The 25,789-nt window shown below is 36.2% G+C and carries 25 protein-coding genes and 1 pseudogene; 8 read left to right on the top strand and 18 right to left on the bottom strand.

Features of this window, described 5'->3' with window-relative positions; genetic code table 11:
• Positions 1-3 precede the first annotated feature (3 nt).
• The 3 genes from ACECE_RS0220315 to ACECE_RS0220305 are packed head-to-tail and all read right to left on the bottom strand — an operon-like array spanning position 4 to position 3,053.
• Entirely contained in the window at positions 4-1,227 is a 1,224-nt protein-coding gene (locus ACECE_RS0220315) for a response regulator transcription factor (RefSeq protein WP_010250591.1), read from the bottom strand.
• The gene (locus ACECE_RS0220310; protein ID WP_026073936.1) at positions 1,202-1,576 is read right to left on the bottom strand and encodes a sensor histidine kinase; all 375 of its coding nucleotides are present in this window, start codon (positions 1,574-1,576) and stop codon (positions 1,202-1,204) included. The genes ACECE_RS0220315 and ACECE_RS0220310 overlap by 26 nt, the downstream gene beginning before the upstream one ends.
• On the bottom strand, positions 1,524-3,053 hold the full coding sequence (locus ACECE_RS0220305) for a cache domain-containing sensor histidine kinase (RefSeq protein WP_026073935.1): 1,530 nt from the start codon (positions 3,051-3,053) through the stop codon (positions 1,524-1,526). The genes ACECE_RS0220310 and ACECE_RS0220305 overlap by 53 nt, the downstream gene beginning before the upstream one ends.
• 245 nt (positions 3,054-3,298) lie before the next feature.
• Between ACECE_RS0220305 and ACECE_RS0220300 the strand changes: the two genes are divergently transcribed.
• The 3 genes and pseudogenes from ACECE_RS0220300 (at position 3,299) to ACECE_RS31940 (ending at position 6,523) form a co-directional block, all read left to right on the top strand.
• Positions 3,299-4,627 (top strand): cellulose binding domain-containing protein, encoded by a 1,329-nt coding sequence (locus tag ACECE_RS0220300; protein ID WP_010250589.1) that lies wholly within the window; start codon positions 3,299-3,301, stop codon positions 4,625-4,627.
• A 153-nt stretch (positions 4,628-4,780) separates the two neighbouring features.
• Positions 4,781-5,476 (top strand): annotated as a pseudogene (locus ACECE_RS32440) (histidine kinase N-terminal 7TM domain-containing protein); the annotation flags it as partial.
• 54 nt (positions 5,477-5,530) lie between these two features.
• Positions 5,531-6,523, top strand: coding sequence for a sensor histidine kinase (locus ACECE_RS31940; RefSeq protein WP_235715987.1), 993 nt, complete (start codon positions 5,531-5,533; stop codon positions 6,521-6,523).
• Between the two features lie 8 nt (positions 6,524-6,531).
• Here the strand turns inward: ACECE_RS31940 and ACECE_RS0220290 are convergent, their stop codons facing one another.
• Both ACECE_RS0220290 and proB read right to left on the bottom strand, forming a co-directional pair.
• On the bottom strand, positions 6,532-7,164 hold the full coding sequence (locus ACECE_RS0220290; RefSeq protein ID WP_010250585.1) for a response regulator transcription factor: 633 nt from the start codon (positions 7,162-7,164) through the stop codon (positions 6,532-6,534).
• A 1-nt stretch (position 7,165) separates the two neighbouring features.
• A complete protein-coding gene (proB, locus tag ACECE_RS0220285) occupies positions 7,166-8,002 on the bottom strand; it encodes a glutamate 5-kinase (RefSeq protein ID WP_010250583.1) in 837 nt (278 codons plus the stop codon).
• 272 nt (positions 8,003-8,274) lie between these two features.
• Between proB and ACECE_RS0220280 the strand changes: the two genes are divergently transcribed.
• On the top strand, positions 8,275-9,192 hold the full coding sequence (locus ACECE_RS0220280) for a Tad domain-containing protein (RefSeq protein WP_010250581.1): 918 nt from the start codon (positions 8,275-8,277) through the stop codon (positions 9,190-9,192).
• Positions 9,193-9,283: 91 nt separating this feature from the next.
• On the opposite strand, the gene ACECE_RS0220275 is transcribed toward ACECE_RS0220280, so the two are convergent.
• The 7 genes from ACECE_RS0220275 to ACECE_RS0220245 all read right to left on the bottom strand — a co-directional run bounded on the left by ACECE_RS0220275 (position 9,284) and on the right by ACECE_RS0220245 (position 14,472).
• Positions 9,284-10,282 carry a GGGtGRT protein gene (locus ACECE_RS0220275; RefSeq protein ID WP_010250579.1) on the bottom strand — a complete coding sequence of 333 codons (999 nt, stop codon included), beginning with the start codon at positions 10,280-10,282 and terminating at the stop codon, positions 9,284-9,286.
• 27 nt (positions 10,283-10,309) lie between these two features.
• Complete coding sequence (locus ACECE_RS0220270) at positions 10,310-11,002, bottom strand: iron-sulfur cluster assembly scaffold protein (protein WP_010250577.1); 693 nt, start codon at positions 11,000-11,002, stop codon at positions 10,310-10,312.
• A 209-nt stretch (positions 11,003-11,211) separates the two neighbouring features.
• Positions 11,212-11,550, bottom strand: a complete 339-nt coding sequence (locus ACECE_RS0220265; protein ID WP_010250575.1) for a DMT family protein — start codon at positions 11,548-11,550, stop codon at positions 11,212-11,214.
• Between the two features lie 11 nt (positions 11,551-11,561).
• On the bottom strand, positions 11,562-12,119 hold the full coding sequence (locus tag ACECE_RS0220260; protein ID WP_010250573.1) for a hypothetical protein: 558 nt from the start codon (positions 12,117-12,119) through the stop codon (positions 11,562-11,564).
• A 39-nt stretch (positions 12,120-12,158) separates the two neighbouring features.
• Positions 12,159-12,881 (bottom strand): UPF0280 family protein, encoded by a 723-nt coding sequence (locus ACECE_RS0220255; RefSeq protein WP_010250571.1) that lies wholly within the window; start codon positions 12,879-12,881, stop codon positions 12,159-12,161.
• A gap of 21 nt (positions 12,882-12,902) precedes the next feature.
• Positions 12,903-13,310: an NIL domain-containing protein gene (locus tag ACECE_RS0220250; RefSeq protein WP_010250569.1), complete on the bottom strand. Its 408-nt coding sequence runs from the start codon at positions 13,308-13,310 to the stop codon at positions 12,903-12,905.
• Positions 13,297-14,472 (bottom strand): homocysteine biosynthesis protein, encoded by a 1,176-nt coding sequence (locus ACECE_RS0220245; RefSeq protein WP_010250567.1) that lies wholly within the window; start codon positions 14,470-14,472, stop codon positions 13,297-13,299. The genes ACECE_RS0220250 and ACECE_RS0220245 overlap by 14 nt, the downstream gene beginning before the upstream one ends.
• Before the next feature lie 178 nt (positions 14,473-14,650).
• Between ACECE_RS0220245 and ACECE_RS0220240 the strand changes: the two genes are divergently transcribed.
• Complete coding sequence (locus ACECE_RS0220240; protein ID WP_010250565.1) at positions 14,651-15,040, top strand: hypothetical protein; 390 nt, start codon at positions 14,651-14,653, stop codon at positions 15,038-15,040.
• Here the strand turns inward: ACECE_RS0220240 and ACECE_RS0220235 are convergent.
• Entirely contained in the window at positions 15,029-15,379 is a 351-nt protein-coding gene (locus ACECE_RS0220235; protein ID WP_010250563.1) for a hypothetical protein, read from the bottom strand. The genes ACECE_RS0220240 and ACECE_RS0220235 overlap by 12 nt on opposite strands.
• A 216-nt stretch (positions 15,380-15,595) precedes the next feature.
• On the opposite strand from ACECE_RS0220235, the gene ACECE_RS0220230 reads away from it, so the two are divergent.
• Entirely contained in the window at positions 15,596-15,910 is a 315-nt protein-coding gene (locus ACECE_RS0220230) for a carbohydrate-binding protein (RefSeq protein ID WP_010250562.1), read from the top strand.
• 38 nt (positions 15,911-15,948) lie between these two features.
• On the opposite strand, the gene ACECE_RS0220225 is transcribed toward ACECE_RS0220230, so the two are convergent.
• The gene (locus ACECE_RS0220225) at positions 15,949-17,133 is read right to left on the bottom strand and encodes an oxygen-binding di-iron domain-containing protein (RefSeq protein WP_026073933.1); all 1,185 of its coding nucleotides are present in this window, start codon (positions 17,131-17,133) and stop codon (positions 15,949-15,951) included.
• 298 nt (positions 17,134-17,431) lie between these two features.
• Between ACECE_RS0220225 and ACECE_RS0220220 the strand changes: the two genes are divergently transcribed.
• Entirely contained in the window at positions 17,432-18,679 is a 1,248-nt protein-coding gene (locus ACECE_RS0220220) for a DUF445 domain-containing protein (protein ID WP_010250557.1), read from the top strand.
• A 355-nt stretch (positions 18,680-19,034) separates the two neighbouring features.
• On the opposite strand, the gene ACECE_RS0220215 is transcribed toward ACECE_RS0220220, so the two are convergent.
• From ACECE_RS0220215 to ACECE_RS0220200, 4 genes are all read right to left on the bottom strand, one after another.
• Positions 19,035-20,960, bottom strand: coding sequence for an aconitate hydratase (locus ACECE_RS0220215; protein ID WP_010250555.1), 1,926 nt, complete (start codon positions 20,958-20,960; stop codon positions 19,035-19,037).
• A gap of 120 nt (positions 20,961-21,080) precedes the next feature.
• Positions 21,081-22,427 (bottom strand): citrate/2-methylcitrate synthase, encoded by a 1,347-nt coding sequence (locus ACECE_RS0220210; RefSeq protein ID WP_010250553.1) that lies wholly within the window; start codon positions 22,425-22,427, stop codon positions 21,081-21,083.
• A gap of 2 nt (positions 22,428-22,429) precedes the next feature.
• Entirely contained in the window at positions 22,430-23,098 is a 669-nt protein-coding gene (locus tag ACECE_RS0220205; protein ID WP_010250551.1) for a GntR family transcriptional regulator, read from the bottom strand.
• Positions 23,099-23,496: 398 nt separating this feature from the next.
• Positions 23,497-23,874, bottom strand: coding sequence for a YsnF/AvaK domain-containing protein (locus ACECE_RS0220200; RefSeq protein ID WP_010250550.1), 378 nt, complete (start codon positions 23,872-23,874; stop codon positions 23,497-23,499).
• A 235-nt stretch (positions 23,875-24,109) separates the two neighbouring features.
• On the opposite strand from ACECE_RS0220200, the gene ACECE_RS0220195 reads away from it, so the two are divergent.
• Positions 24,110-25,738: a dockerin type I domain-containing protein gene (locus ACECE_RS0220195; RefSeq protein ID WP_010250549.1), complete on the top strand. Its 1,629-nt coding sequence runs from the start codon at positions 24,110-24,112 to the stop codon at positions 25,736-25,738.
• The last annotated feature ends 51 nt before the right edge of the window (positions 25,739-25,789 follow it).

Below are 25,789 nucleotides of genomic sequence, written 5' to 3'. Positions count from 1 at the left end.
CGTCTACATGCTCCGAAACTCTGAAGGTGAAACTCCACAATACTTTTTAAAAGTTTTGTAGAAATAGTTTACATCCTTATATCCTACATCGACGGAGATGTCTTTAGTACTTTTGCCAGTGCTTTGAAGGAGTTCCTTTGCTTTGTTTATTCTTACCATATTTAAATAATCAGAGAAATATTCGCCTGTTTCTTCTTTGAACAATTGTCCCAAGTAGTTGGAATTGGCGTTGAAGTCAATTGCTAATGTTTTTAAGCTAAGATCACTGGAATGGTTATTTTTGACGTACTCTAAAACTCTTTTTATTAAAGGACTAATACTTTCATTCTTTTCTGTTGACCTTTTCATAAAGCTTAAGTAATCAAGTATGCTATTGGCCGGCATTATTATTGAGTGCTGCTGCAATTCCAGCGCTCTGAAGTAGCTTCTCGATACAATTTTATAATCATTCTCAATGCTGCCAATCGTAATAAAACAGTTTACATTCAAGTCATCCTTCAAATTGCTTATACAATGCCTAGCTAGATTATGAGACTCTTCCAAATCATTCATTATGAATACAATGTTGTTTTCAGGAGTACAAAATATAACTCCTGAGTTGCAGGACTTTATTGCATTAGCGCAAATTTCTTCTGCTTTTTGTATAAGTACGTACAAGTCGTCACCGGCATCTGTATTTGGAAAAAGTCTGAGAATACATGCTACATATTTTGAATATTCCAATGGAATATCAAGAAGCGAAGCCCTCTCTAATAGTTCACTCTCGCTTATGGAGGCAGTAACCCACCTATAGAGGATATTATTTTTTATAATATCCATATCTTTATTTGAATACGAATTTTGCAAATTCTGGCTTTCAAGTTTATTTCTTGCATTCACTATTGTTTCTTCGAGTTCTTCGCAGTTTATTGGCTTTAGAAGGTAATTCTCTATACCAAGCTTTATCGACTCCTTCAAATATTCAAAGTCATCATAGCCGCTTAAGATAATAAAACGAGTGTTTAGCTTAAGCTCCTTTACCTTTTGTATTAGTTCCAGCCCACTCATTTTAGGCATTTTTATATCTGTAATAAGGAGGTCTGCTCCTCCCTTTTTTATTAGCTCCAATGCTTCAAAACCGTTCGAAGCTGTACCTATCAGCTCAATACCGAACTCTTCCCAGTTCATAATGTATTTAAGCCCCTCAACAATGAAAGGTTCATCATCTGCTATTAACATTCTGTACATTGCTTTCCAGCTCCTCTCTTGTTTTGGCAGGTAATTTTAGCATAACAACAGTTCCCTTTTCGTACTCACTGTATATGTCCATTCCATAACTGCTTCCGAATAACAACATTATCCGTTCATTTACATTTGTCAGACCCAGACCAGAACTACTTTCCACATCGGGGTTCTTAAGCTTCTGCTTAATATGGTTTAACTTTTCTTCCGGTATACCGCTTCCATTGTCTATAACATATATGTATATATCACCCTCATGCTTAAAAGCCCTGATTGTCAATAAATTATCGGGTCTATCAGTGTCAATTCCATGAACAATATAGTTTTCGATCAGAGGCTGTATTGAATGCTTCATGATACCATAGCTTGCATGCAGTATCTTCTTTAATATCAAAGGTTACCTGGATATTATCTATAAATCGCATATTAAAGAGTTCTATGTACATTTTACAATATTTTATTTCTTCGCCAATAGTTATAACAAATTTTCCCTTAACGGAATTTCTGAAAAGCGAGGATAGGAGATAAATCATTTCAGCAACATCTTTCGAGCCGTTTACAAGAGCCCTCATCCTTATGGATTCCAGGGTATTATATAAAAAGTGGGGATTAATCTGCGCCTCAAGCGCTTTTAGCTGAGCTTGTTTTTGCTTTATTTCCGACATATACACTTTTTCTATGTACTCGTTTAAATGATCACACATATTGTTAAAGCTTCCGGCTATCTCACTTATTTCATCCTGCTTGCTTTTTATGGTTATTCTACTTGAAAGGTCGCCTGAATCTATACTCTTTATTCCGGACATTAATGAACCTATACGTTTTGAAAAAGTCAGCATTGTAATAAAGGTTAGAAGTAAAGTGGCAATAATACAGGCAAAAGAAATCAGGAAAATAGTTCTGCCTGAACGGTTCCTGCCGTCCTCAAGCAGTTGTTGGGGAAGAATTGCTGCTGCCAGAGTACCCGAATCGAGTGATATAACAGTATTTACTATATTGTTCTTATAAAGCTGAGAAGCACCTTTAGTGTCATTCAAACTGCTATAAAAGGGATAGTCATTATTATAGTACGTATCTGAAGAATCAAAAATAGTTTTACCCTGCTGTGTAAATATTAATACAGTACCTTTATAATCATTTGAATATTTACTGAATTCGTTTTTAATACCGTCAATTGAGTAGTCTATAGTTATATAACCTGATACGTCGGAAGAAAAAGTATCTTTAACCTGGTAAACAACTGTAAATACGCGGGAAGCATTGCTATCATTCAGGAAATTAACCGGATGGGTCGGAATAATCATTACACCTTGATCGTTTACAGACTGATTTTTAAAATAGTTTGTTATTACCGGATCTTTATCATATATGCTCAGCCCTGTGTTGGAATAGACAAACGCTTCAGACTGAGTACCGCTGTATATAGAGATGCCGAGAATATCCCTGTCCCTGTAAAGACACGAATCAAAATAACTCTCAAAACCATTGTATTTGTTTTCCGGGCTTGAAAGAAGCTTGTCATATTTATATTGGAGATGCTTATAGTATCCATTTTTCATAAGATAGACAATTTCTGCATTAATTGATCTGCTAGTATATATGTTTACAGCTATGCTTCTGGAAGATGCAATCTTTTGCTCAAAATAGGCATTTATGCTTGTCAATACCTTACCATTATTTTCAGTCTCTTTGTTCTTAAGTGATATGTCAATATTAAGTGACGACATGTAAGCAATTATTATAATCGCACATATTGTAGTTAATGAGTATATTAAAAATACCTTATTAAAGAACTTACGACCAAATAGTCCTTTGTATATATTAATTACCATCCAAAGTCACCTGCTTACCAACCAACTAGGATATATCCCAAGGTTATATATATATAATTTTACATAATAAAAATGCCTTTTACAACATACATGTTAATAATAAACCTGCAATTTACTTAATCCCAATATTTAATATTTTATAAAAGTGACAAAGTGCTTAAATTTATATGATGAACTGCACTTACCAAGATGACAAACAACATAATATCATAGAATTAAAATAATGATCTTGGAGGGAATGTGTTATGAAAACAAACCGTAAAAAAATCTTTTGCTGGCTGCTTATACTTAGCTTACTCGGTATTCAGCTATTGTCAGTGTCATTTGCCAATGCATCTTCGGAAGTCGAAATCAAGTATGAAGCGGAAGGTAACTGGAATTGCAGGTTTTTGAGCAAGATTACCATTCAAAACAACAGCAGTAGAGAACTTGACCAGTGGAAACTTGAATTTGATTGGGACAGAACAATAACATGTGTATTAAACGCCAAAATTGAAAAAAGTCAGGATAACCACTATACCATATCTTCTGTTTCACGTAACAAAGTAATTCCAACCGGTGGGAAAATCTCCTTAATTGTCACCGGAAAATCCGGGAACTCAACTTCCGAGCCTTCAAATTTTATTGTAACTGATATTTACGACCAATTAGCTCAAAAAGACATTGAATGGCAACAGTATTACGGTATAAAAACAGGTGAGGAATTTCAGAAATCCTTCGCTCATGGACTTACTTACCTTTTAACGAAATTCCCGAGCGATGAACCTCATAGGGTTGGCTATGAGATTATAGAAAAAAATCCTGTGGAAAAATTTATTCAAGCAAAGTACAAGAATGTAAAATTTAAAACCGAAGATGGAATTACACTCAAGGGCTTGTTTTTCCCTGTAAAAAATGCAAAAGGTACAATTATTATGCTTCATGGTTATGGAAGTACTGCCCTTTGGGAAGTTCCTAAATTGAAATTCCTGCTTGATAACGGATATCAGATATTGGCATATAATTCAAGGTACTGGAACTATTACGAAACACCCGAAAAATATACAGAACTGATGTCAAATGAAATTAAAGATGTTGGATCTGCTGTGCATTATTTAAAAACAAGACATGATGTTGACAATAACAAAATTGCCATCTACGGCTTTTCATATGGAGCATGTAATGCTGAATTATTTGCTCCGTTCAGCAACGATATAAAGGCAGCCATTTTTGATGGTGCAAACGCAATTATCCCTACATATTCACCATATTTTACATGGGAATCTATTGGAAATGATGTAGTTAACATTTTTGCAGAAGTATATGGCGATGATATATCTGCTTATCCGGTAAGTATGCTGCCTTCACCTTATACAAATTCCATGAAAAATATGGATAAACCGGCTTTATTCATTCATGGCTTGAATGACACTAATGTATCGGTAAGTGAAGTAGATGCACTGTATGATGCTGCAATAGGTCCAAAAGAAAAATGTATATTCGAGAACTCAGGCCACTGTAATGCCATGTATACTGAAGATAAGGAAGAATATGAAAGCAGTGTTCTGAAATTCCTTGAAACTTATTTAAACTAAGCTTTTCAGTTATAAAAGCTGCATTAGCCAAGACTGTTGAACAGTTTCTTGCACTAATGCAGCAATGTTATAACCTTCATTAAGCTTTCTTCTTTAGGTATGCTGTGATAAAATAGATATACAATTTATTTCCCTTGGAAAGGCCTTTTAACTATGCCTGAACAAATAAAATACAAACTTGAATTAATCGTACTCATAATTTCTTCAGTAGCCTATATGGCAACATTAATAATCCTGTTGTTAAGGAAACAGAAAGCTGCATCTGTCAAAGCATATATAGCATTTGTTTCATGTTGTTTATATTGGTCTCTCGGTGAAATGCTAGTAATTTTAATAGCCCCTTTCAACAAACCTTTGATGGAAATCACTATATTATTAAAGTACGCTGCAGGATTTCTATTTGGACCATTATGGTTTATTTTCAGTTTATATTATACTAAAAGCAAATTCATTGTAAACGGTTTGAATATTAAAAAAGCAATACAAATTCTATTACCTTCTGTGCCTTGTGCACTCATGTCATATACCTCAATTTACCACCGGTTTTTTACCCGTTATGCTGATGGAATACTATATCTTTACTGGGGGTTTTGGCTTCAAATTGCTGTGCAATATTGTTATTTCTTATTTGGCAGTATACTTATCATTAGAAACAACATAAAAAAATATGGACATGTAAAAAAGCGGGATGTAATACTTATTACAGGTATCTTATTATCTTACCTGGTTACATTCATTTACTACTTTTTTGGCTTATATCACAGATTTAACAACATTGATATTGTGCCCAGCACACTTCTCATCAGTGTAATTTTCTTTAGTATAGCCTCACTAAAATATAGTTTTCTGAATATACTTCCTATGGCATTCCCCAAAATTATTCAAAATATAAATGAAGGCATTATGATTGTTGATTATGAAGGTAATATATCATATTTCAATCAGTATCTATCAGATATATTAACTGATAAATGCAAGGTTAGACTAGAAATGGATGCTTCAGAGATATCACTGTTCCTTTCTTTAAATGCCAAATATCAAGAGGATGGAAAAAAGGTGATTGAGGCAATCAGTAAAGGAGATTTTGAAAGACTAAAGTGTGAAGTGGAACTTGATTCCAAACAGTTTCAGCTATATTATCAGCCCCTTTTTGAAGAAAGGTCTTTGATCGGTTGGGTAATTTCATTTATTGATATCAGTGAACAAAAAATGATTCAGAATAAATTGAATGAACAAAACCAAAAACTGTCTGATACTAATGCGAAGCTTTTGGTACACGCCAAAACTGTAGAAGAGCTAACCGCTGAAAAAGAAAGAAATAAGATAGCAGCGGAAATTCATGACTCCCAGGGACATTGTCTATCTCTGCTCATTGCCTTGCTCGAAGTTGGGAATCTGACACTGGAAAATGATATAAGCATGGCGAAAGATAAATTTAAACTTGCCTCTGAAGTAGCAAAACAAGGCCTTGCCGAACTCAGGAATACAGTTTCAAACTTTGCAGCAGTGAATCTTTCAGGAAACCGTCTCATTGAATCAATCAAATCAATGGCTGAAGGATTTATGGCAGTGGGAATTAATATTGATTTTTCAATTCGCGGTAATCCGCCTGAAAGTTTGTCCGAGGAAATCAGTACAGTAATATATTATACCTGTCGCGAAGCTCTTACCAATTCTTTAAGACATGGTGAGGCAAGTAACGTAAATGTGATGCTTAATTTGAGTGAAAAAGTTATAAATATCTATATATTTGATAATGGCAAAGGTTGTATTTCGATCTTAAAAGGTAATGGCTTAAAAGGTATGGAAAGCAGAATATCCTCAATTAATGGCAGGATTTCTTTCGGCTCAGGAGGTGAGAAAGGTTTCAGTATTCACGCAGAAATACCAGTATAGCCAGTAGATTAAATGATATTATTTTTTACTGCAAAAACAGCCAACTGGATTCTGTCATTCAGATTAAATCGTCCAAGGAGCTCATAGACCATATTTCTTACGGTTCCCTCTGAAAGATGGATAACTTCCCCAATCTCTTTATAGCTTTTACCATCTGAAATATGTTTAATGATTTCAATTTCCCTATCAGTCAAGTTAAATTCCAATGCTTCCCTTTCAGCACTACAATATGACTTTTTTGCACCGCCAGTTCTTGAAAGATTTTGAAATACCCTCAGTCCTAAATAAATACTTTTTATGGACTGATGAAGTTCTGCGAGGCCCAGATCTTTTGTAATAAATCCATCTACTCCAGATTTGACTGCCTTTGAAACACTTGCCTCATCATTGAAGGTTGATAGAGCAATTACTTTTGTGTTTGGGTATCTTGACTTAATAAATTTAGTAGCTTCAAAACCATCCAACCCTGGCATCTTTAAATCCATGACCACTACATCTGGAGATTCCTTTTCGCATAGAGATAAAGCCTCTTTGCCATTTTGTGCAAGAGCAACTACCTGCATTTCTCCATCACTTTCAATCATAAATTTCAAGCTTTCCCTCAACATTTGCATATCTTCTGCTATGAGAATCCTAATCATATTATTTCCTTGATCCCTCTTTATGTAAAAATACAGAACCTACATCTTCTCCGTTAATAATCTCAATTATTACGTTCGGATCTACACCGTTTGCAATTACCATATCAATTCCAGCTGCTGTTGCTATCTTTGCTGCCGTAAGTTTTGTGACCATTCCACCTGTTCCTCTTGCTGAGCCTACACCACCGGCGCACTTTTCTATCTCAGGTGTAATTTCCTTTATTACCGATATCATCTTGGAACTACTGTTTTTTCTAGGGTCAGAGTCATAGAAACCGTCAATATCCGATAATATTATGAGTAGATCTGCACTTACAAGCTCTCCAACTATGGCAGATAAAGTATCATTATCTCCAAAAACCCTGTTAACCCCTGATTCAATCTCATCGACAGCCACAGAATCGTTCTCATTAACAATCGGAATAATCCCTTTCTCAATCAAAGTCTCAAAAGTATTTATAACATGCTCTCTTCCTGAATGGTTTTCAACCACATCACGCGTAAGAAGTATCTGTCCAACTACATGCCCATATTCAGAAAAAAACTTATCGTATATATGCATAAGCTCAAGCTGCCCAACAGCAGCAACTGCTTGCTTCTCCCTCAACGTCTTTGGCTTGCTTTGCAGCTTAAGCTTGCTTACTCCAACCCCGATAGCTCCAGAAGTGACCAACACAACTTCCTTCCCCTGATTTGCAAGATCAGCCAATACCCTTACGAGTTTGTCAATCCTGGTAAAATTTATCCTACCATTTTCATATGTCAGCGTAGAAGTACCAACCTTGACTACTATTCTCTTCGATTTATTCAATTCCTTACGCAACTCAATATCACTCATATAGCATACTCCTTCAAGATTTTCTCTATGTTAAAATTCATGATAATAATTATACTATAAAACTTTAAAAAAAGTTTAAAAAATAAATGAAATTTAATAACTCCTGTAAATTTTATAGCCAGTTTTCTTAAAGAATAATCAGTACAAAACGTATAACAAAAAATTGATTAATATTACCTATGCCAATTTAAGTCTACCGACCTATAAAAATAGAAGTATTTTTTTATATTCCCCTCGAATTATATAATAAGGATTAGCAGGAGGTTTTAGTTATGAATATACCATCACTATTTAAAAGCAAAAAAGGAACAACGTTTGTATTTTTTGCAATCATACTAACTGTTATAGTAGCATTTGCAGCACTATCGGTCGATGTTGGAGTAATTGCCTTTGAAAAAGCCAAGCTTTCAAACACAGTGGACGCAGCTGCCCTTGCTGGAGCTCAGGAATTGGTAACCAATGTCTCCAATACCAACAATGTAGTTAATAACTACATAGCCAAAAACAACAGTGGACTGAATGAATCAACTATAATCGTTAATGAATCTGAACGCTCCGTTAAAGTTACAAGCAGTAAAACAGTAGAAAACAATTTTGCAAAGGTTTTCGGAAACAATTCCCAGGATGTGATAGCAACAGCTAAGGCAAAGGTCGAGAATATCTCTGCCTTAAACGGGTGCAGACCAATTGCGGTTATAAAGCAGACCTTTGTCTACGGAAATATATATGTTTTAAAGGAAGGCGCCAGCGACGGTTACAACGGTAATTATGCAGCTATTGCCCTTGGAGGCAACGGCGGTTCAACTTACGAAGACAATCTGCTAAATGGTTATAGCGGTACAATAAGAGTAGGAGATAAAATACCTACTGAAACAGGAGTTATTGCTCAAAAAACATTTACTTCTATCCAAACATTGGTCTCCAGATGTAACCACACTCCTCCATGTACTTATAACTATTACAATAAGAATTGCTCAAGAATAATATTTATTCCTGTTGTAAACACTCTATATGTCAATGGTAAGAAATATGTAGACGTTGTAGGTTTTGCAACCTTTTTTCTTGAAGGAGCAGTAAATTCAGGCGGCCAAGCCGATATTATCGGAAGGTTCATAACATACCATGCAGACGGCGAAACATCTCCGGACATAAATGACTATGGCACTTACGGAATAAAGCTTGTTAAATAGATCTTTTTGCTGCATTTGCACATAATTAAAAGTGATACAAAAAGCTGCTGTCAGGTAACCTGCAGCAGCTTTCTTTATCTTACTTTTTTAATTATTTGCTTGCTTCTTCAATTGCAACGGCTACTGCAACTGTTGCTCCAACCATAGGATTGTTACCCATACCTATCAATCCCATCATTTCAACGTGAGCAGGAACTGAAGATGAACCTGCAAACTGAGCATCTCCGTGCATTCTTCCCATTGAGTCTGTTAAACCATAGGAAGCAGGACCTGCACCCATGTTATCAGGGTGAAGTGTTCTACCTGTTCCACCACCTGATGCAACTGAGAAATACTTCTTACCGTTTTCACCGGCCCATTTCTTATATGTACCTGCAACTAGATGCTGGAATCTTGTTGGGTTAGTTGAATTCCCAGTGATAGAAACGTCAACTTTTTCCATAGCCATTATAGCAACACCCTCATTTACATCGTCAGCACCAAACACTCTAACTTTTGACTTATCACCTTTTGAGAAGGCTCTTTCTTCAGCAACTTTCAAATCTCCTGTATAGTAATCATATTCAGTTTTCACATATGTGAAACCGTTTATTCTTGAGATTATGTAAGCTGCATCCTTACCAAGTCCATTAAGGATAACCTTTAATGGTTCTTTTCTAACTTTGTTTGCAGTCTTTGCTATACCTATAGCACCTTCTGCAGCTGCAAAGGATTCATGGCCTGCTAAGAAGCAGAAGCATTTTGTTTCTTCTCTTAATAGCATTGCACCAAGGTTACCATGTCCTATACCAACTTTTCTGCTATCTGCAACAGAACCTGGGATACAGAAAGCCTGTAAGCCTATTCCGATAGTTTCAGCTGCATCAGCAGCATTCTTTATACCCTTTTTCAAAGCTATAGCACAACCTAAAGTATATGCCCATACTGCATTTTCAAAAGCTATTGGCTGTACGCCCTTAACTATCTTATCAACATCTATTCCTTTGGATAAGCAAAGATCTCTAACCTCTTCAAGGTCTTTGAAACCATACTCAGCCAAGCATTTATTTAATCCATCTATTCTTCTTTCATAACCTTCAAATCTAATCACGTTAACTCACCTCTCTTCGCAATAATATTATTCTTTCCTTGGATCTATTACTTTTACGGCTTCATCAAATCTTCCATATGTTCCAACGTTCTTTTCATAAGCTTCCTTAGGGTCAACACCCTTTCTGATAGCTTCCATCATCTTTCCAAGATGAACAAATTTATAACCTATAACTTCGCTCTCTGCATCAAGTCCGATACCCAATACATAACCTTCAGCCATTTCAAGGTATCTTACACCCTTATCCTTAGTTCCGAACATTGTTCCAACCTGGGAACGAAGTCCTTTACCAAGATCTTCAAGACCTGCTCCAATTGGGAGTCCGCCTTCTGAGAATGCAGTCTGAGTTCTACCGTATACAAGCTGTTTGAATATTTCTCTCATTGCAACGTTTATAGCGTCACAAACAAGGTCAGTATTCAAAGCTTCAAGAATTGTCTTTCCTCCAAGGATTTCAGCTGCCATTGCTGCTGAGTGTGTCATACCTGAACATCCAAGAGTTTCAACAAGAGCTTCTTCGATTATACCCTTCTTAACGTTCAAGGTAAGCTTACAGCAACCCTGCTGCGGAGCACACCAGCCAATACCGTGTGACAAACCTGATATATCAGTTACTTCCTTTGACCTGACCCATTTTCCCTCTTCAGGAATTGGGGCCGGTCCATGATTTGGTCCTTTTTTAACACAAATCATTCCTTCCACTTCATGTGAATAATTCATGAATCTTTATCCCCCTTCACAAATATAGTTTTACTTACATTATAAGCTGATTTATTTTAACCCAATATTGGGCTAACGCAAGACTTAAAAGCACAACTTTTAAAGCTTGCGTTAAAATCATCAAAAAGTTTCAGATAACATTATACCATAATTATTAATATGTCGAGATAAAAAAAGAGATTTTTTTGTTAAATTTTTTACAAAGTTTCTTACCACTTTTTGAAGGCAAAAAATACTGCTCCCAAAATGAAAGCGAATGAAACCAGATAGTTCCATCTAAAGCTTTCTTTAAGATACAAAACAGAGAATACCGCAAACACAGACAGGGATATAACTTCCTGAATGATCTTAAGTTGAGTCGCTGTATAGTAAGAACTCCCAATTCTATTTGCAGGCACCTGAAAACAATACTCTACAAAAGCGATAAGCCAGCTCACAACTATAACTATGGGTAATGCAGTACTTTTATACCTCAAATGCCCATACCAGGCAAAAGTCATAAATATATTTGATATTACAAGCAATATTATTGGAAGCGTAAAACTCACTCCTTTATAATTTATAATTCAAAATACGATTGTTCATCATAATAATGTAATAATGATATCTTTTCGTCGTTCTTCTCATGCTTCATTGATCCAATACTACTCACCAAAATGCATACTGAAATAATGAGAAATAAAACACTGAAACCTAATATAAAAAAAGAATTGAATGTTTTACTTACTTTTATACAAACAAATGTGACCAGCGCAATTAGTGCAACCACACCTATAAAAGTTCCCAGCATATTTATAAAAAAATACGTAGTATTCTTCTCTATTTCCTTAATTCCCAAATGAAAAAAAGCACTCAACATACTAATCAGTAAAACCAGCAAAAATATAATAAATGAACTTATGTATCTTATCATTTTTACCAATTTTCCTTCTTTTGAGTAATTCCCCTGGAAAACATCATTGAATTCAGGTATTTCAGCTGCTGTAACATATACATTGTTGCCAACATCATACAACTTGCTTGTAGGGTTGATCATACCTTTTCGGTACAAATCATACATTTTTTCAATACTTTCGATATTTACTTCGCCCTTACCAACAAAATACCTGTATAACATGATGCTATTCCTCCTTTGTTAATAATAGCAGACTTATTCTCAAAAACTTGTAAGTTTTATATCTCCCCATGCACCAATCTTGTCCCCAACTATAATCAACACACCTTCCACGCCTTTAATTCCCGATGCAAATTCTATTGCACTTTCAATGTCACCAGCTTCTTTAACTCTATTACCCGTTGCGGTAGCAACAGCATCAGACAAAAAAGTATCCCTCGCCATAATAACAGCTGCATCTGCTTTGCCAAAGCTAAGCGAATGTCCAACCGTTCCGGAGGAAGTGCATATCCCCATTGGAGTCCTTTCAGGAACTATTTCAATGGCAATTTTCTCACTTAAAGGCGATTTACCTGCATATATGCCAACTTTTCTTTTTGAGTTGGTCTTAATAAAAATATCGCCACCATTTTCAACAATAATTTCATCAGAAAACTTTAGAAGTTCAAGTCCTACAAGTTCGCTAACAGCCCCTGCAACAGCTGCCATCGGTCCTACTCCTGCTTGTGCTGTTGAATCACACATTCTTTTTACAATATAAGGTGCATTATTGGCAGGTTCTAATGGTACAAGGCTTGTTAAAAACTCTGGATTTTCTTTGATATAATCTTTTAGAGTTGACCTGTATTTCTTAACCAACAAAAGAGCTTCATTATAAAGCTCTTTTGTTGCACCTATCATCAAATCGGTTTCTTCAATACACACGTCAAAAAACTTCAAATTGACGCCTTTGAACAAATCTCTATAAACTCTTTCCTCGTACATAAAATCTCCTGAATACAAAAGTCATATAGACACACACATAACCTTAAGAGGACAAGCCTTTACACAAAGCTCGCAAACCATACATTTTTCCTTATCAAAAGTAAGTTCCCAGTTCAGTCTATCCATTTGAAGTGCTCCGGATGGGCACACTGCTGTACATGCTCCACAGTGCACACAGTCATTTTCCTGCCATATTATACTCTTTGTAAACAGTTTGTATTGTATTCCTTGTTCTTCTATATATTTAAGACCATTTTCTATATTACAATCCTCTCCAATTATATCAATGACAAGTTTCCCCACCTTGTTCAAGCTGATATCGGCATGAAGAATGTTAACCTGAAGGTCAAAATCCTTAATAAGGTGATAAGTTATAGGCTTTGTAACCTCCGAGGCAGGATAAAACAACGATACTTTAATCTTTTTCATTTTCAGGCCCCCTAACCTCAAGACTATTAGGTTTGTTTTCCATAGGAAGCGATGCAACCGGCTGCGAAATAAGGAATTCTCCATTTTTAACCTGCTGCTTTAAGAGTTCTGCAATCTCCCTTGCCTTTTTAAGGCTTGACATAGGCGCTGTAGAAACCTTTCTTCCTTTCAATTCAACAAACCCGCTTCTAAGCTCCTCATAAGAAACAGTTCTCAATACCGGCCTAGATCTAGAAGGCACACTGTAGTCATAAATATTTGTAAATATATCTTTATCTCTTACAGCAGTCTGAATTAACATTTCTTCATCCAGAATCGGTATAGGTATACCAACTCCTACAAACAAAGAAATACCGTACTTTTCGAATATTGCCGCTCTTACAAATCTTGTATCCATCTGCTTTATATCACCAATCAGTGCCAATGTTCCTGCACCACCCATAGGAACTCCATTTTCGCTTCTCTTCTGCCCAGGGTTATGCTGAGTACCCTCCCAGGCTACATAACCCTGCGCACCACCAATAAAAACCCTTGTTCCAATACCAATGGTTCTATAGTTCGGGTCATTGAGCAGTGGGCTTAGTTGTCCTGATGTACTGTAAGTAACATTACCGCAATTCGGAAGAAGTGTTCCCATGTAAGTATATATAGTTTTATCAGACATATTCGTAGCAGCTGAATAGTTCTGGTAGGCATTTCTAGGATTAAACATGTATGCCTGGTTTATATTTGACTTATTAATGTAAGTTGTTATGTCTTTTCTCGGATAGCAATCCGTACCATGGCTTTCTGCATAAAGCTTTATATCTTTTCCAGCTATCAAATCTTCAATTACGTGAGCTCCACCATAGGTACTTGCCATGGTTTCCGAAACCTCAGTAGCTCCAATGTATGCATCAACTGCCGCTATACCTGCATACGCGGGTACATCATTTAGCCAAACCTTTGCCATTCTTATTGGGGGATCTGCATGCCCGAAATTAATGAATGCTCCACTAGAACACATAGGACCAAAAGTTGCAGTGGTAACTACATCAACCTCTTTTGCTGCCTGCTTTACACCCTTTTCAGCTACAATATCTATGATTTCGTCAGCTGTAGCAACTACAGCCTTGCCACTTTTTATCTTTTCATTGATCTCATCAAAACTTTTATACCCCATCGTATCTCTTCCTCTTTTATAATATTAATCTATATTATAGGCGTTTATTTTTCATATTTCAATGTTTTTGCGACAAAACTTTATACTAGTAAATTCCATACGATAACATAATTATTTGTAACGAAAATTTCATATTTAACATAATATAAAACCAGAGATTTATATTTGAGGAGCAGATATGAACAGATACCAGAAACTTGAACAGATTACAAATGGAATAAATGCTGCATATAAAATAAAAAATGCCCGGGATTCGCTAAACAGAAAAGGCCCGGAAGAGCGTCAGGAGACAAGTAATGTTGAACTTCTTATGCAAATGCTAAGTGTTATCGCTCAATACTCTCCAGAACCTCACAGAAATTCATTAAGTGACAGATTGGAAAGAACCACTGTTTATCAGGATACATACAAAAATCTTAAGCAACACCTAAAGAACCTGCAATCAAACAGGCAAGTTGACAGTGAAGGAATTGTAAAAACACTGGAAATAGTAAAACCCATAGTTGATAAAGATAAAAGGAGCTTAATAGAAAAAGTCTTACAAATTCACGAAATTTTAAAATCCTGATTTTACATAAAATTTTCTATTTTTCATACTTTTAATCCCTCTAATACTTATTTTATCATAGTGCAGCTCCGATAAACCTGAAACCATTCTTTCTGCCGGAGTTCGCCTTTTTTTTACCCAAATTACCTGTTCTGTCCGGAACTTTGCCTGGGGCTCAAATATATTTTGTATAATAAACAGTGCATTGCCTAAAGTTGTACTAAAGTTACCATAATTTTCACGTATATTTCTCGAATCAATAAAATATGCTACTATAAGGCCTAGAAACCCAAGGACTATGCCAAAGCCTCCAAGTACAAAAAACGCTTTGAATAAGTTGATCAAAAACATATCGCCCATATTTTTCCACCTTCTTGTAATTTTACAAATAACTTATAACTATTATAACATAAAAATGTATTTGATAGATTTATAATATAGATTACGAAAGATGTAAGAAAAAGTTTGTTTTTCAAATATATAATGTTAAATGTAAAAAACACTAGCATATTTTATTTCAAATTTTAAGATACTATTCATGAAACTCAATAAATTATAGAAAGGGTTGGTTCAATAATGTATAACAATTATATACAAAACGGAGTTATTATTGCACCAAACGTTTTAGCTGAGGGAGACAAGGCAACAGTTAAGTATAAGGGATTACTCTACAATTCCGGCGCAGATGCGGTATACATGCGTATGGGATTTGGTAGTGGCTGGACTAATGAGACAAACGTAAAAATGGCTAGAACCCAGGAAGGCTTTGAAGCAGAAATCCCTGTAACATCAACTGACAAGCTAAATTTAGCGTTTAAAGACAGTGCAAGCAACTGGGATAACAACTCTGGTTCGAACTACTCTTTCAATGTTGAGTCTAAGTACTTGTAAGTTAAAAGGGGTTGGCTAAAACCAACCCCTAACTTAACTTATAAAAGGCTTTTAGCAAACTTCTCTCCAAATTCAACACACAGATTTAATTCATCAGTTGTTGGCTGGTATTTAAACTGTATAGGATCGTTAACAACGTTAAACCCATTCTTTGCAAGTGTTTCACTTATATGCTTTGCACCCTCACCGCTCCAGCCATAACTTCCAAAACCGGCTGCAGGCTTTCCTTTTATCTTGTGTGCCTTCAGTTCTTCCATTATCAATGAAATTGATGATAAAGGACCATTATTTACAGTGCAGCTTCCAGCTATAATAGCTTTAGCCTTAAATAGCTCGGTAATCAAATCACTGGTATCAGTAATTGAGGAATTATAAAGTTTGTAGGGTACGTTGTTCTTTAGAAGCCCTTCACCAATTGCCTCTGCCATCTTCTTTGTAGCATCATACATTGTATCGTATACTATTACAACATTGCCCTCGCTATAGTCAGGCTGAGACCATTCATAATACTTTTCAATAATTTGTAAAGGATTTTTCCTCCATATAACACCATGGCTTGGAGCAATAATATCTATTGGAAGATTTAAAGCCTTAATTTCTTCAATTTTCTTTTTAATCAAAGGTCTAAATGGTGTCAGTATGTTTGCAAAATATTTTATAGCTTCCTGATAGAGTTCACATTCATTTACTTGGTCGTTGAACAATGAAACAGGAGAATAGTGCTGTCCAAAAGCATCGTTTGACAATACCACATTCGAGCCTGTTACATATGTAAGCATACTATCAGGCCAGTGCATCATCTGCATCTCAACAAAAATAAGATCACTCTTACCGATATTTAGTTTGTCCCCGGTTTTTACAACGTTTAAATTCCAATCACCGTGAAAATGTCTTTTTATAGTTTCCTCTCCGTGCTTTGAGCAGTATATCGGTGTTCCAGGAATTTTTGACATCAGATAGCCAAGACTTCCAGAGTGGTCAGGTTCACAATGGTTTATAACAATATAATCAATATTCTTAAGACCTACTTCACGGTCAAGGTTTTCTACAAACTCTTCCTTGTATGGGCCCCATACAGTATCAACAAGAACGGTCTTTTCGTCTTTAATAATATATGAATTGTAGGTAGAACCCCTGTGAGTAGATAATTCATGTCCATGAAACCTTCTTAAATCCCAGTCCTTTATGCCAACCCAATAGACATTGTCTTTTACCTCTATCATATGAAATCTCCTTTCGAAAACATAGTTTGTAAGTTTTAAGTCGCTCAGATAGTTATATATATCCCCACTCTTAATTATTATAAACTTAAATTTGTTTTTGTACATATGCTTTGTCACAAAATTTGAGTATTCCTTATTCAGCATTTTATTTAATTTTAAAAATTTTGTGCAACAAAGCTAATGGTTTTACAGTATAATCATGTATAGTCAGGTTTTTTGTAAATATATTTTAGGGAATTGGAAAATACTAAGTTTTTCAACTGTCCCTTATTCAAAGGAAATGTAGGGTGGAAATTATATGATTGAAAAGACAAACATTCAAAAAAATTCTGCAAAATTAAAAAAAATGCGCTTTATAGCTACAGGGCTGCTTTTGCTCATGACTGCAATCTACATTATATTTAAGAGGTTTGAAGAAACCAACTATTTATGTTCCTGCATTGTGGCGTTTTCTGAAGCATCCATGATAGGTGCATTGGCCGACTGGTTTGCTGTTGTAGCGCTGTTCCGGTATCCGTTGGGGCTAAAATGGATACCCCATGTAGCCATAATACCAAATAACAAGGACCGAATCGGAAGTTCGATCTCAGACTTTGTTGTAACAAACTTCTTTACAGAGGATATTATTAAGAGTAAGCTCGAAAATATTGAACTGACAGATGAATTTATAAGTTATCTCCACCAAAACAGAGAAAAGATAATTGACAGGGCAGTTACTGCTTTTCCAGATATTCTAAGTTACTTATTTGAAGATCTTAAGCTGGAAAGTTTTATAAAAGACAACATTAATAAAACACTTGAAAATCAAAAACTCTATCCGCTTCTTGGAAGATTCCTTGAAGTATTGGTCTCATCAGGCCATCATCGCCCGATTATCAAGGAACTATTAGTATGTATTCATAACTACGTAGAAGATAATCGGACCGAAACACTTGCATTCATCGGAAGTTTGAACAAAACCCTTGCTCTGCCTGTTGTAGGAGATATAGTCTATAGAAATATTTTGAAAATTCTTTTAAAGCAGATAGAGAGCATCGAAAACAATTCCGATTCCGATATAAACAGCTTGTTAACGTACAGTCTGCCTAAGCTGGTTAATAAGCTCAAAACCTCAGAAACACTTATTGAAAAGGGTGAAATTTTGAAAGGCGAGATTTTAGAATCCGAACTGTATCAGGGATATTTAACCCATGTTCTAAACGAGCTGAAAAACTCTTTGGTTTCATATGGAGAGAATGAGGAGAATAAACTTAGAGATAAGGTTGGAGAATTTTTTGACTTTTTAATGACAAAAGCATTGAACGCAGATGATCTCAAAGATAAGTTTGATTTATTCCTGAAAAAACTGATAATAAAGGTAGTTGTAAAGTATAAAGCGGAAATAAGAAACCTTATAAATGACACTATAAATAACTGGGAAGGCAAAGATATGGCTAATAAGCTGGAGGCGCAAGTTGGAGCCGATTTACAATACATAAGGATTAACGGAACTGTTATAGGTGGTTTGGCAGGCCTTGCAATCCATCTTATCACTACTGTTTTTTAAGGCTGCTTGTGGATGCATACTGATCATAAAGGTGAAAATTACTGAAGAAATTGTACAAAGTATTTTTCAACCTGCACAATAAATACCAAACTTTAAGCGACCTTATTAATACTGCCTATCTTAGCTCTGATAAAGTTATATAGTGAATTAATTGTCCATATAAAAACAACATTATGGTCAAGGAATGATTTACTGATTTTATCCTATTCGACATCACAACTCTCGAACCATAAACATAAGCTATAGTGTCTTTACTTTCAAGTTATTTCAACAAACCAAAAGAACCACTTCTAAAAAAATTCGCGGATATTTACTCGTAAATATCCGCGAAAATCATCAATTCATTATATAATCCTTATTTCTTAACGCTTTCCTTAATCCATGGAAGTTTTCCGCCTACCTTTAGTATTTCGGCATCTAAGGCAGACAATGTATGTGTGAGCTCTATTTCAAAGCCCTTAGTTACGTTCTTAAGTTTTACATCACCTTTCAAATCGCCTATAACAAGCTCAATCTTGTCTCCCAACTCAATCCTGTCATAATCTGCAGGATTTTTGAAGGTTAAAGGAACAATTCCGAAGTTAACAAGGTTTGCAAGGTGAATTCTTGCAAAGGATTTTACTATAACCGCTTTAACTCCAAGATATTTTGGTGCTAAAGCTGCATGCTCACGGCTTGAACCCTGTCCGTAATTTTCTCCGCCAATAATGAATCCTCCGCTGCTTTCCAAAGCTCTTTTAGAGAAGTTTTCATCTACTGCTTCAAATACATACTTGGATATTTCAGGGATGTTACTTCTCAAAGGAAGAATCTTTGCTCCTGCAGGCATAATATGGTCAGTTGTGATGTTGTCACCAACCTTAAGCAGTGCAGTTCCATCCAAAACATCAGGAAGTTTATCAAATGAAGGCAATGGTCTTATATTCGGCCCTCTTACTATTTCAACGTTCTTTGCTTCCTCTTGTGGCAATGGTTTTAATGTCATATTGTCGTTTATAAAGAATTTATCCGGCATCTGTATCTTAGGGCACTCACCTAAATCCCTTGGATCTGTTATCTTTCCTGTAAGAGCTGCAGCAACTGCAACTTCTGGGCTTGCAAGAAATACCTGTGCATCCTTTGTACCACTTCTGCCTTCAAAGTTTCTATTGAAAGTACGAACTGAAACCCCTGCTGAACATGGTGCTGAACCCATACCGATACATGGTCCGCAAGAGTTTTCCAGTATACGTGCTCCTGCTTGCACCAAGTAGTTCAATTCTCCGCTGTCCACCATATGTTCAACAACCTGGCGAGAACCTGGGCTTATTGTCATGCTTACATTTTCATTTATTGTCTTTCCCTTTAATGCATTGGCAACCATCTTCAAATCTCTTAAGGATGAGTTTGTACAGGAACCAACACCTACCTGATCAACTTTTAATCCTGCCACTTCCCTTACAGTTTGAACTTTTCCAGGACTGTGCGGAAGAGCTATCATTGGCTCTAATGTATTTAAGTCAATTTCAATTATTTCATCATATTCAACATCACTTGACGGAACAAGCTCAATCCATTGATCTCCACGTCCCTGAGCTTCTAAGAAAGCTTTAGTAATTTCATCACTTGGGAAAATACTTGTAGTACAGCCTGTCTCAGTACCCATATTGGTTATTGTCGCACGGTCAGGTACAGAAAGGTTTTTAACACCTGGTCCGAAGTACTCCAACACCTTGCCTACTCCACCCTTAACATCAATTCTGCGCAAAACCTCAAGGATGACGTCTTTTGCGGATACCCAATCGCTAAGCTTTCCTTCCAGTTTTACACCGACAACCTTAGGGAATTTGATTCTAAAAGGTGCACCTGCCATAGCAGCAGCAACGTCCAGTCCTCCTGCTCCCATTGCAAAGCTTCCTATTCCTCCTGCAGTAGGAGTGTGACTATCTGAACCGATCAATGTTTTTCCAGGCTGAGCAAAACGCTCTAAAAACAACTGGTGGCAAATACCATTTCCAGGCTTTGAAAAGTACAATCCATAACGCTTTGCAACGGATTGAAGATAGCGGTGATCATCAGCATTCTTAAAATCTGTCTGCAAGGTATTGTGATCAACAAAGCTTACACTAAGCTCGGTTTTAACTCTGTCCATTCCTATAGCTTCAAACTGCAGATATGCCATAGTACCTGTGGCGTCCTGCGTTAATGTGTTATCAATTTTGATGGCGATCTCACTTCCAATAGTTGCATCCCCATCAACCATATGCTGTTTTAATATTTTTTCTGTAATAGTCCCTTTCATTTCATGACCTCCAAATTAGCTTTAATCTAATATGTAAATAATAATATATAATTTTAAAAAGCATTGCAATAAATATTCCACAATTCATAAAATTGCTAGCACTTTCTACATTAGCAATTTCTATCTATCCTTCATAGGTTTATACTGAACCTTTCCAAGTACATTTTTATATGCTGGTCTAATAATCCTGCCACCATTTATGATTTCCTCCAGAAGGTGTGCACTCCATCCTGCTATTCTAGAGATTGCAAAAAGCGGTGTGTAGAGTTCATGAGGTATTCCCAAAGACTTATATACAAATCCAGAATAGAAATCCACATTGGCACTTACTACCTTATCAGATCTTTTTACCCTTGCAAACACATCAGGAGCTATTTTTTCTATAAGTGTAAAGAGATTATACTCTTCTTCATTGCCTGTTTCCTTTGCTAATTCTTGTGCTTTCCTTTTAAGCACAACACCACGAGGGTCTGAAAGAGTGTAAACAGCGTGACCCATACCATATATAAGTCCGGACCCATCATGAGCTTCCTTATTTAGTATTTTAACCAAATAGTCACTTAATTCCCCTTCATCGGCCCAATTCTTTACGTTAGCCTTTATATCCTCCATCATCTGCATTACCTTTATATTTGCACCACCATGTTTCGGTCCCTTTAATGAACCAATTGCAGCAGCGATGGCAGAATATGTATCAGTACCACTTGACGAAACTACACGCGTTGCAAAGGTTGAATTGTTTCCACCGCCGTGCTCAGCATGAAGTACAAGGAGAAGATCCAGAATTTCAACTTCCGACCTTGTATATGAGCTGTCGGCACGTATCATATGCAAAATATTTTCAGCTGTGCTCAATTCAGGCTTTGGACTATGCAGAAAAAGACTCTGTCCGTCATGATAATGCCTTTTTGCCTGATATCCATAAGCAGCCATGGTAGGGAACCTTGCAATAAGATCAATGCACTGCCTTAGCGTATTTTCAACACTTGTATCATCAGGGTTGTCATCATATGAATAGGACGCCAAAACAGCCCTTGCAAGCTTGTTCATAATATCTTTACTTGGCGCCTTTAAAATCATATCTTCAGTAAATGAATTAGGCAATTCCCTTCTTGAGCCTAACAGCTTATTAAAATTGTCCAGCTCTTCCTTTTTCGGCAACTCTCCAAATAAAAGGAGGTAGCATGCCTCTTCAAACCCGAGACGTTTTTCACCCATAAACCCTTTTACCAGATCAAAAATATCAATGCCTCTATATCTAAGTCTTCCCTGCACCGGTATCTTTTCACCTTCATCCATTATGTAGGCATGAACATCTCCAACCTCAGTAAGCCCTACTAAAACACCCGTTCCATCTGCATTTCTAAGACCACGTTTAACATTATATTTCTCGAACATTTCTGACTCAATATTATTATTCTTTTTTACAAGCTCTGAATATTGACTATAGATTTTTTCAAGTTCCATTATTAAAACACTTCCTCTCTTAATAGGTTCAAACTAGCTTTTTTTACATGCTCTATTGTTAACTCTTCAGCTTTTTTAGCATCCTTTCCAGATATTGCTTCATATATAGCCTTATGCTCTGTCAAAGCTTCTGCTGCTCTACCGCTCATTCCTAATGAATATGTTCGTGCCCTTTGAATGTAGTGATGAAAGTTACTGAGCATATTCATCAACGGTTTGCTCTTACTTGCCCTGAATATAGCTTCATGAAACTTTGTATCCAGTTTTAATATATGCTCCAGATCGTTCTTCGCTGTATAAAATTCTTCCAACTCCAAGGAATGCTTCATATCCTTAAGTTCCTCATCTGTAACATTTTCAGCTGCCCATCTGGCCGCAAGTCCCTCAATTGCCAATCGAATAGTATAAATATCATCAATATCCTTAGCAGATAAGCCGGTAACTATAGCCCCTTTGTTTGGAATCGTCTGCACCAGGCCTTCAAGTTCGAGCTGCCGGATAGCTTCTCGTATTGGTGTTCTGCTGACACCAAGCTCTTCCGAAAGTTTCGTTTCTATCAAACTGTCCCCTGTTTTATATTTTCCATTCAATATATCGTTTTCAAGGTGACTGAATACTTTTCCACGTAACGAAGAACTGCTGTCGTTATCCATTTGTTCAATTTTTGCCATGTGTGCTCTCCTCCTTTGCAGAGCCATATGCCTGCAACACTTGTTTTTGTTTTATAATTCAGAAGTAGTTTGCAACATAACATAGTCATTTATGTATTCTTGTATAATTGTATACAATTATACACATACAGTCAATAGGTAGTTATAATTCCATCATATTTTCTCTGGCATTACAATACGATATTTCCCAACTACTTAAATCTTAGTATAAATACCTAAAATGAAACTATTTTAGTATTTGCAAAAATTAGAATTGTTTTTCAGATACATCTGTGCTAGAATGAGAGGGTGTAAAAAGTGTCAAGCATTTGACACAGTTTTACTCCCCTAAAGAGAGCACACATAGGCTCTCTATTTTTTTATTAATTTTTGACTTGTTATAACTTTTTTGCAGTATTTTAAACCTTGTTATTCTGAGTTTTTACATTCAGCTTTTCTTTTTTCAGGTTTTCTTCAATATGCTGAAACTCTTGGAATTTACGTTTATAGACTTCAACATCTTCTAAAATCACAGTATGCTTAACAATCTCAATCCGTTCCGTACTAATAGGTATTCGGATGGTTTCTGTATGCTCATCTGCATTAGTGTCATCACTTATAGCCTTCTTTTCGATTACAAGTTCCTCGCGGATCACAGGTACAGTAATACTTCTTTCTTCTGTTAAAACCTCTTTATGCATTCTCACTTCACCGGTTTGAATTAATTTCTTTGAAATATCCAAACGTTCTTCTTTAAGTTGAAGCTTTGCAGCGTTTGCATATGTTTTCTTTATCATTTCATCATCCTCCATCTGAATTTTTCATATATTAAAAACATGTTTTTAGACTAATAAGGCTAGACCGTGAATTATAGTCAAATTTATGTTTTTAGCAGTCATTAGCAGGCATATTTTGATTTTTATCTTGAGACTAATTCATATTACTGGTAGAATAATACTATAAGTTAAAGCCATTTATAATATTACTAATAATGTACGAATAATATTATTTTTTAAATTGAGGTGTTTTTTTATGGTGAAAAAATTTAAAACGGAAAAACTTTGCGATCAGGAAACAGACTACCTGAAAGCAAAAAGCTCTAGATGGAAATTTATAAACCGAAGTGTGAAAATTGGCTGTATCATGTTTTTATCTACTCTTGTATTAAGCATCCCTCATAATAATTTCGTTCAAGCTTCTTCAACTACTTTTAAATATGCAGATTTAAATGGTGACAGCAATGTCAATTCACTTGATTTTGGTACATTTAGAATGTACATGCTAGGTATGATTTCCACTTTCCCGTCAGCTGACGGAAGTAAAGCGGCAGACTTAAATGGTGACGGGCAGGTTAATTCACTTGACTATGCTTTGTTAAGGATGTATTTGCTTGGTATGATCGATAAATTCCCTGTTGAATCTACCCAAAGCGATCTCAACATTCCTTGGGACTGGGCAGGTGTTATAGGTACAGGCCAGAGTCTTGCAGTTGGTGCAGAAGGTCTTCCTGCTTTGACTACAACCCAGCCTTACAACAACCTTAAAATATCTCTTGAAAATCAGGCAATACCTCCTCTTGATCCCAACAACAGTAAATTCAAGATGGTCCCATGCGTTGAGCCATTACGGGTTTACGGCTTTTGGACACCTGGCCCATATCCGGGAAATATATTTGGTGAAACTCCACACTCAGCTATGGCTAACCAAATTACATACATGGTAAGATCCAATTGGGATAAAGACTATATCACAGCGCAAACATGCGTCGGTGAATCGGGTCAGGGTATTGATGCACTCCGCAAAGGCGCTGTAGACACAGGTTCTGTAGGTCGTGCATATGCAGCAACACTTTTTGAGGTAAGTGCAATCAAACGCTTAGCTGGCGAGGCTGGAAAAACTTACGGAGTTGGTGCAATAATAATCACACATGGAGAAAGAGATTCAGGAAATACAAACTATGAAAATGAACTTCGTACATTGTGGACTAACTATAATACTGATTTGAAGGCCATTACAGGACAATCACAGAGCATTCCACTTTTTGTAGCTCAGATGCATTCCTGCGGTGCAAGCGGCACATCCGCTGCCCTTTCAGCTCAATGGCATGCCAATCAGGACTATCCTGAGGATATTATAACTATCCCTAATTATCAGAATAATTATGCACCTGACGCTGTCCATTTGACTGCAAGCGGGTATCAGCAGCTCGGCGAGCAATATGCCAGAATTTATTACCAAAAAGTAGTTTTGGGTAATGACTGGCAGCCACTTAAGCCAACAAGCGTTGAGCGGGCTGGCAAAGTAATTACTGTTAATTTCCATGTTCCAACCGGACCTTTAGTATGGGATACAAAACTACCTGCGCCTAATCAAAACTTTACTGAGTGGAAAAACGGTAAGGGCTTTGAAGTATACACGCAAAGCGGAAAGATTGAAATCAGTTCAGTTGAAATTTCAGGCAACTCGGTAAAAATAACCTGCGCAAGTGATCTCCCAACATCAGGCTTAAAAGTAGGTTACGCATTTACCGGCAGCGGAGAAAAAAGAACAAATGGAACTTACCGTTGGGGACAGCTTATAGATTCAGATAAATTTGTGGGTAACACAACCGGAATTGTACATCCAAATTACTGTATATCCTTCGAATTGGATGTTCCTTGATTATATTAACTATTCGTTTGCAAATTCCATAATTTAAAAGACTCCACAAAC

The organism is Acetivibrio cellulolyticus CD2, assembly GCF_000179595.2.
Taxonomy (GTDB): Bacteria; Bacillota; Clostridia; order Acetivibrionales; family Acetivibrionaceae; genus Acetivibrio; species Acetivibrio cellulolyticus.
This window is presented reverse-complemented; position numbering and strand designations above follow the sequence as displayed.

Bases quoted from the DNA above. Each gene is read 5' to 3' on its own strand.
- ACECE_RS0220225 (WP_026073933.1), bottom strand. From the start codon at position 17,133: ATGATAGAGGTAAAAGACAATGTCTATTGGGTTGGCATAAAGGACTGG.
- ACECE_RS0220260 (WP_010250573.1), bottom strand. From the start codon at position 12,119: ATGTTATACAGGTATTTTGTTGGTAAGGGCGAAGTAAATATCGAAAGT.
- ACECE_RS0220310 (WP_026073936.1), bottom strand. From the start codon at position 1,576: ATGAAGCATTCAATACAGCCTCTGATCGAAAACTATATTGTTCATGGA.
- ACECE_RS0220315 (WP_010250591.1), bottom strand. From the start codon at position 1,227: ATGTACAGAATGTTAATAGCAGATGATGAACCTTTCATTGTTGAGGGG.
- ACECE_RS0220200 (WP_010250550.1), bottom strand. From the start codon at position 23,874: ATGATAAAGAAAACATATGCAAACGCTGCAAAGCTTCAACTTAAAGAA.
- ACECE_RS0220300 (WP_010250589.1), top strand. From the start codon at position 3,299: ATGAAAACAAACCGTAAAAAAATCTTTTGCTGGCTGCTTATACTTAGC.
- ACECE_RS0220305 (WP_026073935.1), bottom strand. From the start codon at position 3,053: ATGGTAATTAATATATACAAAGGACTATTTGGTCGTAAGTTCTTTAAT.
- ACECE_RS0220280 (WP_010250581.1), top strand. From the start codon at position 8,275: ATGAATATACCATCACTATTTAAAAGCAAAAAAGGAACAACGTTTGTA.
- ACECE_RS0220235 (WP_010250563.1), bottom strand. From the start codon at position 15,379: ATGGGCGATATGTTTTTGATCAACTTATTCAAAGCGTTTTTTGTACTT.
- ACECE_RS0220240 (WP_010250565.1), top strand. From the start codon at position 14,651: ATGAACAGATACCAGAAACTTGAACAGATTACAAATGGAATAAATGCT.
- ACECE_RS0220220 (WP_010250557.1), top strand. From the start codon at position 17,432: ATGATTGAAAAGACAAACATTCAAAAAAATTCTGCAAAATTAAAAAAA.
- ACECE_RS0220250 (WP_010250569.1), bottom strand. From the start codon at position 13,310: ATGAAAAAGATTAAAGTATCGTTGTTTTATCCTGCCTCGGAGGTTACA.
- ACECE_RS0220230 (WP_010250562.1), top strand. From the start codon at position 15,596: ATGTATAACAATTATATACAAAACGGAGTTATTATTGCACCAAACGTT.
- ACECE_RS0220255 (WP_010250571.1), bottom strand. From the start codon at position 12,881: ATGTACGAGGAAAGAGTTTATAGAGATTTGTTCAAAGGCGTCAATTTG.
- ACECE_RS31940 (WP_235715987.1), top strand. From the start codon at position 5,531: ATGATTGTTGATTATGAAGGTAATATATCATATTTCAATCAGTATCTA.
- ACECE_RS0220195 (WP_010250549.1), top strand. From the start codon at position 24,110: ATGGTGAAAAAATTTAAAACGGAAAAACTTTGCGATCAGGAAACAGAC.
- ACECE_RS0220210 (WP_010250553.1), bottom strand. From the start codon at position 22,427: ATGGAACTTGAAAAAATCTATAGTCAATATTCAGAGCTTGTAAAAAAG.
- ACECE_RS0220290 (WP_010250585.1), bottom strand. From the start codon at position 7,164: ATGATTAGGATTCTCATAGCAGAAGATATGCAAATGTTGAGGGAAAGC.
- ACECE_RS0220270 (WP_010250577.1), bottom strand. From the start codon at position 11,002: ATGAATTATTCACATGAAGTGGAAGGAATGATTTGTGTTAAAAAAGGA.
- proB (WP_010250583.1), bottom strand. From the start codon at position 8,002: ATGAGTGATATTGAGTTGCGTAAGGAATTGAATAAATCGAAGAGAATA.
- ACECE_RS0220205 (WP_010250551.1), bottom strand. From the start codon at position 23,098: ATGGCAAAAATTGAACAAATGGATAACGACAGCAGTTCTTCGTTACGT.
- ACECE_RS0220215 (WP_010250555.1), bottom strand. From the start codon at position 20,960: ATGAAAGGGACTATTACAGAAAAAATATTAAAACAGCATATGGTTGAT.
- ACECE_RS0220245 (WP_010250567.1), bottom strand. From the start codon at position 14,472: ATGGGGTATAAAAGTTTTGATGAGATCAATGAAAAGATAAAAAGTGGC.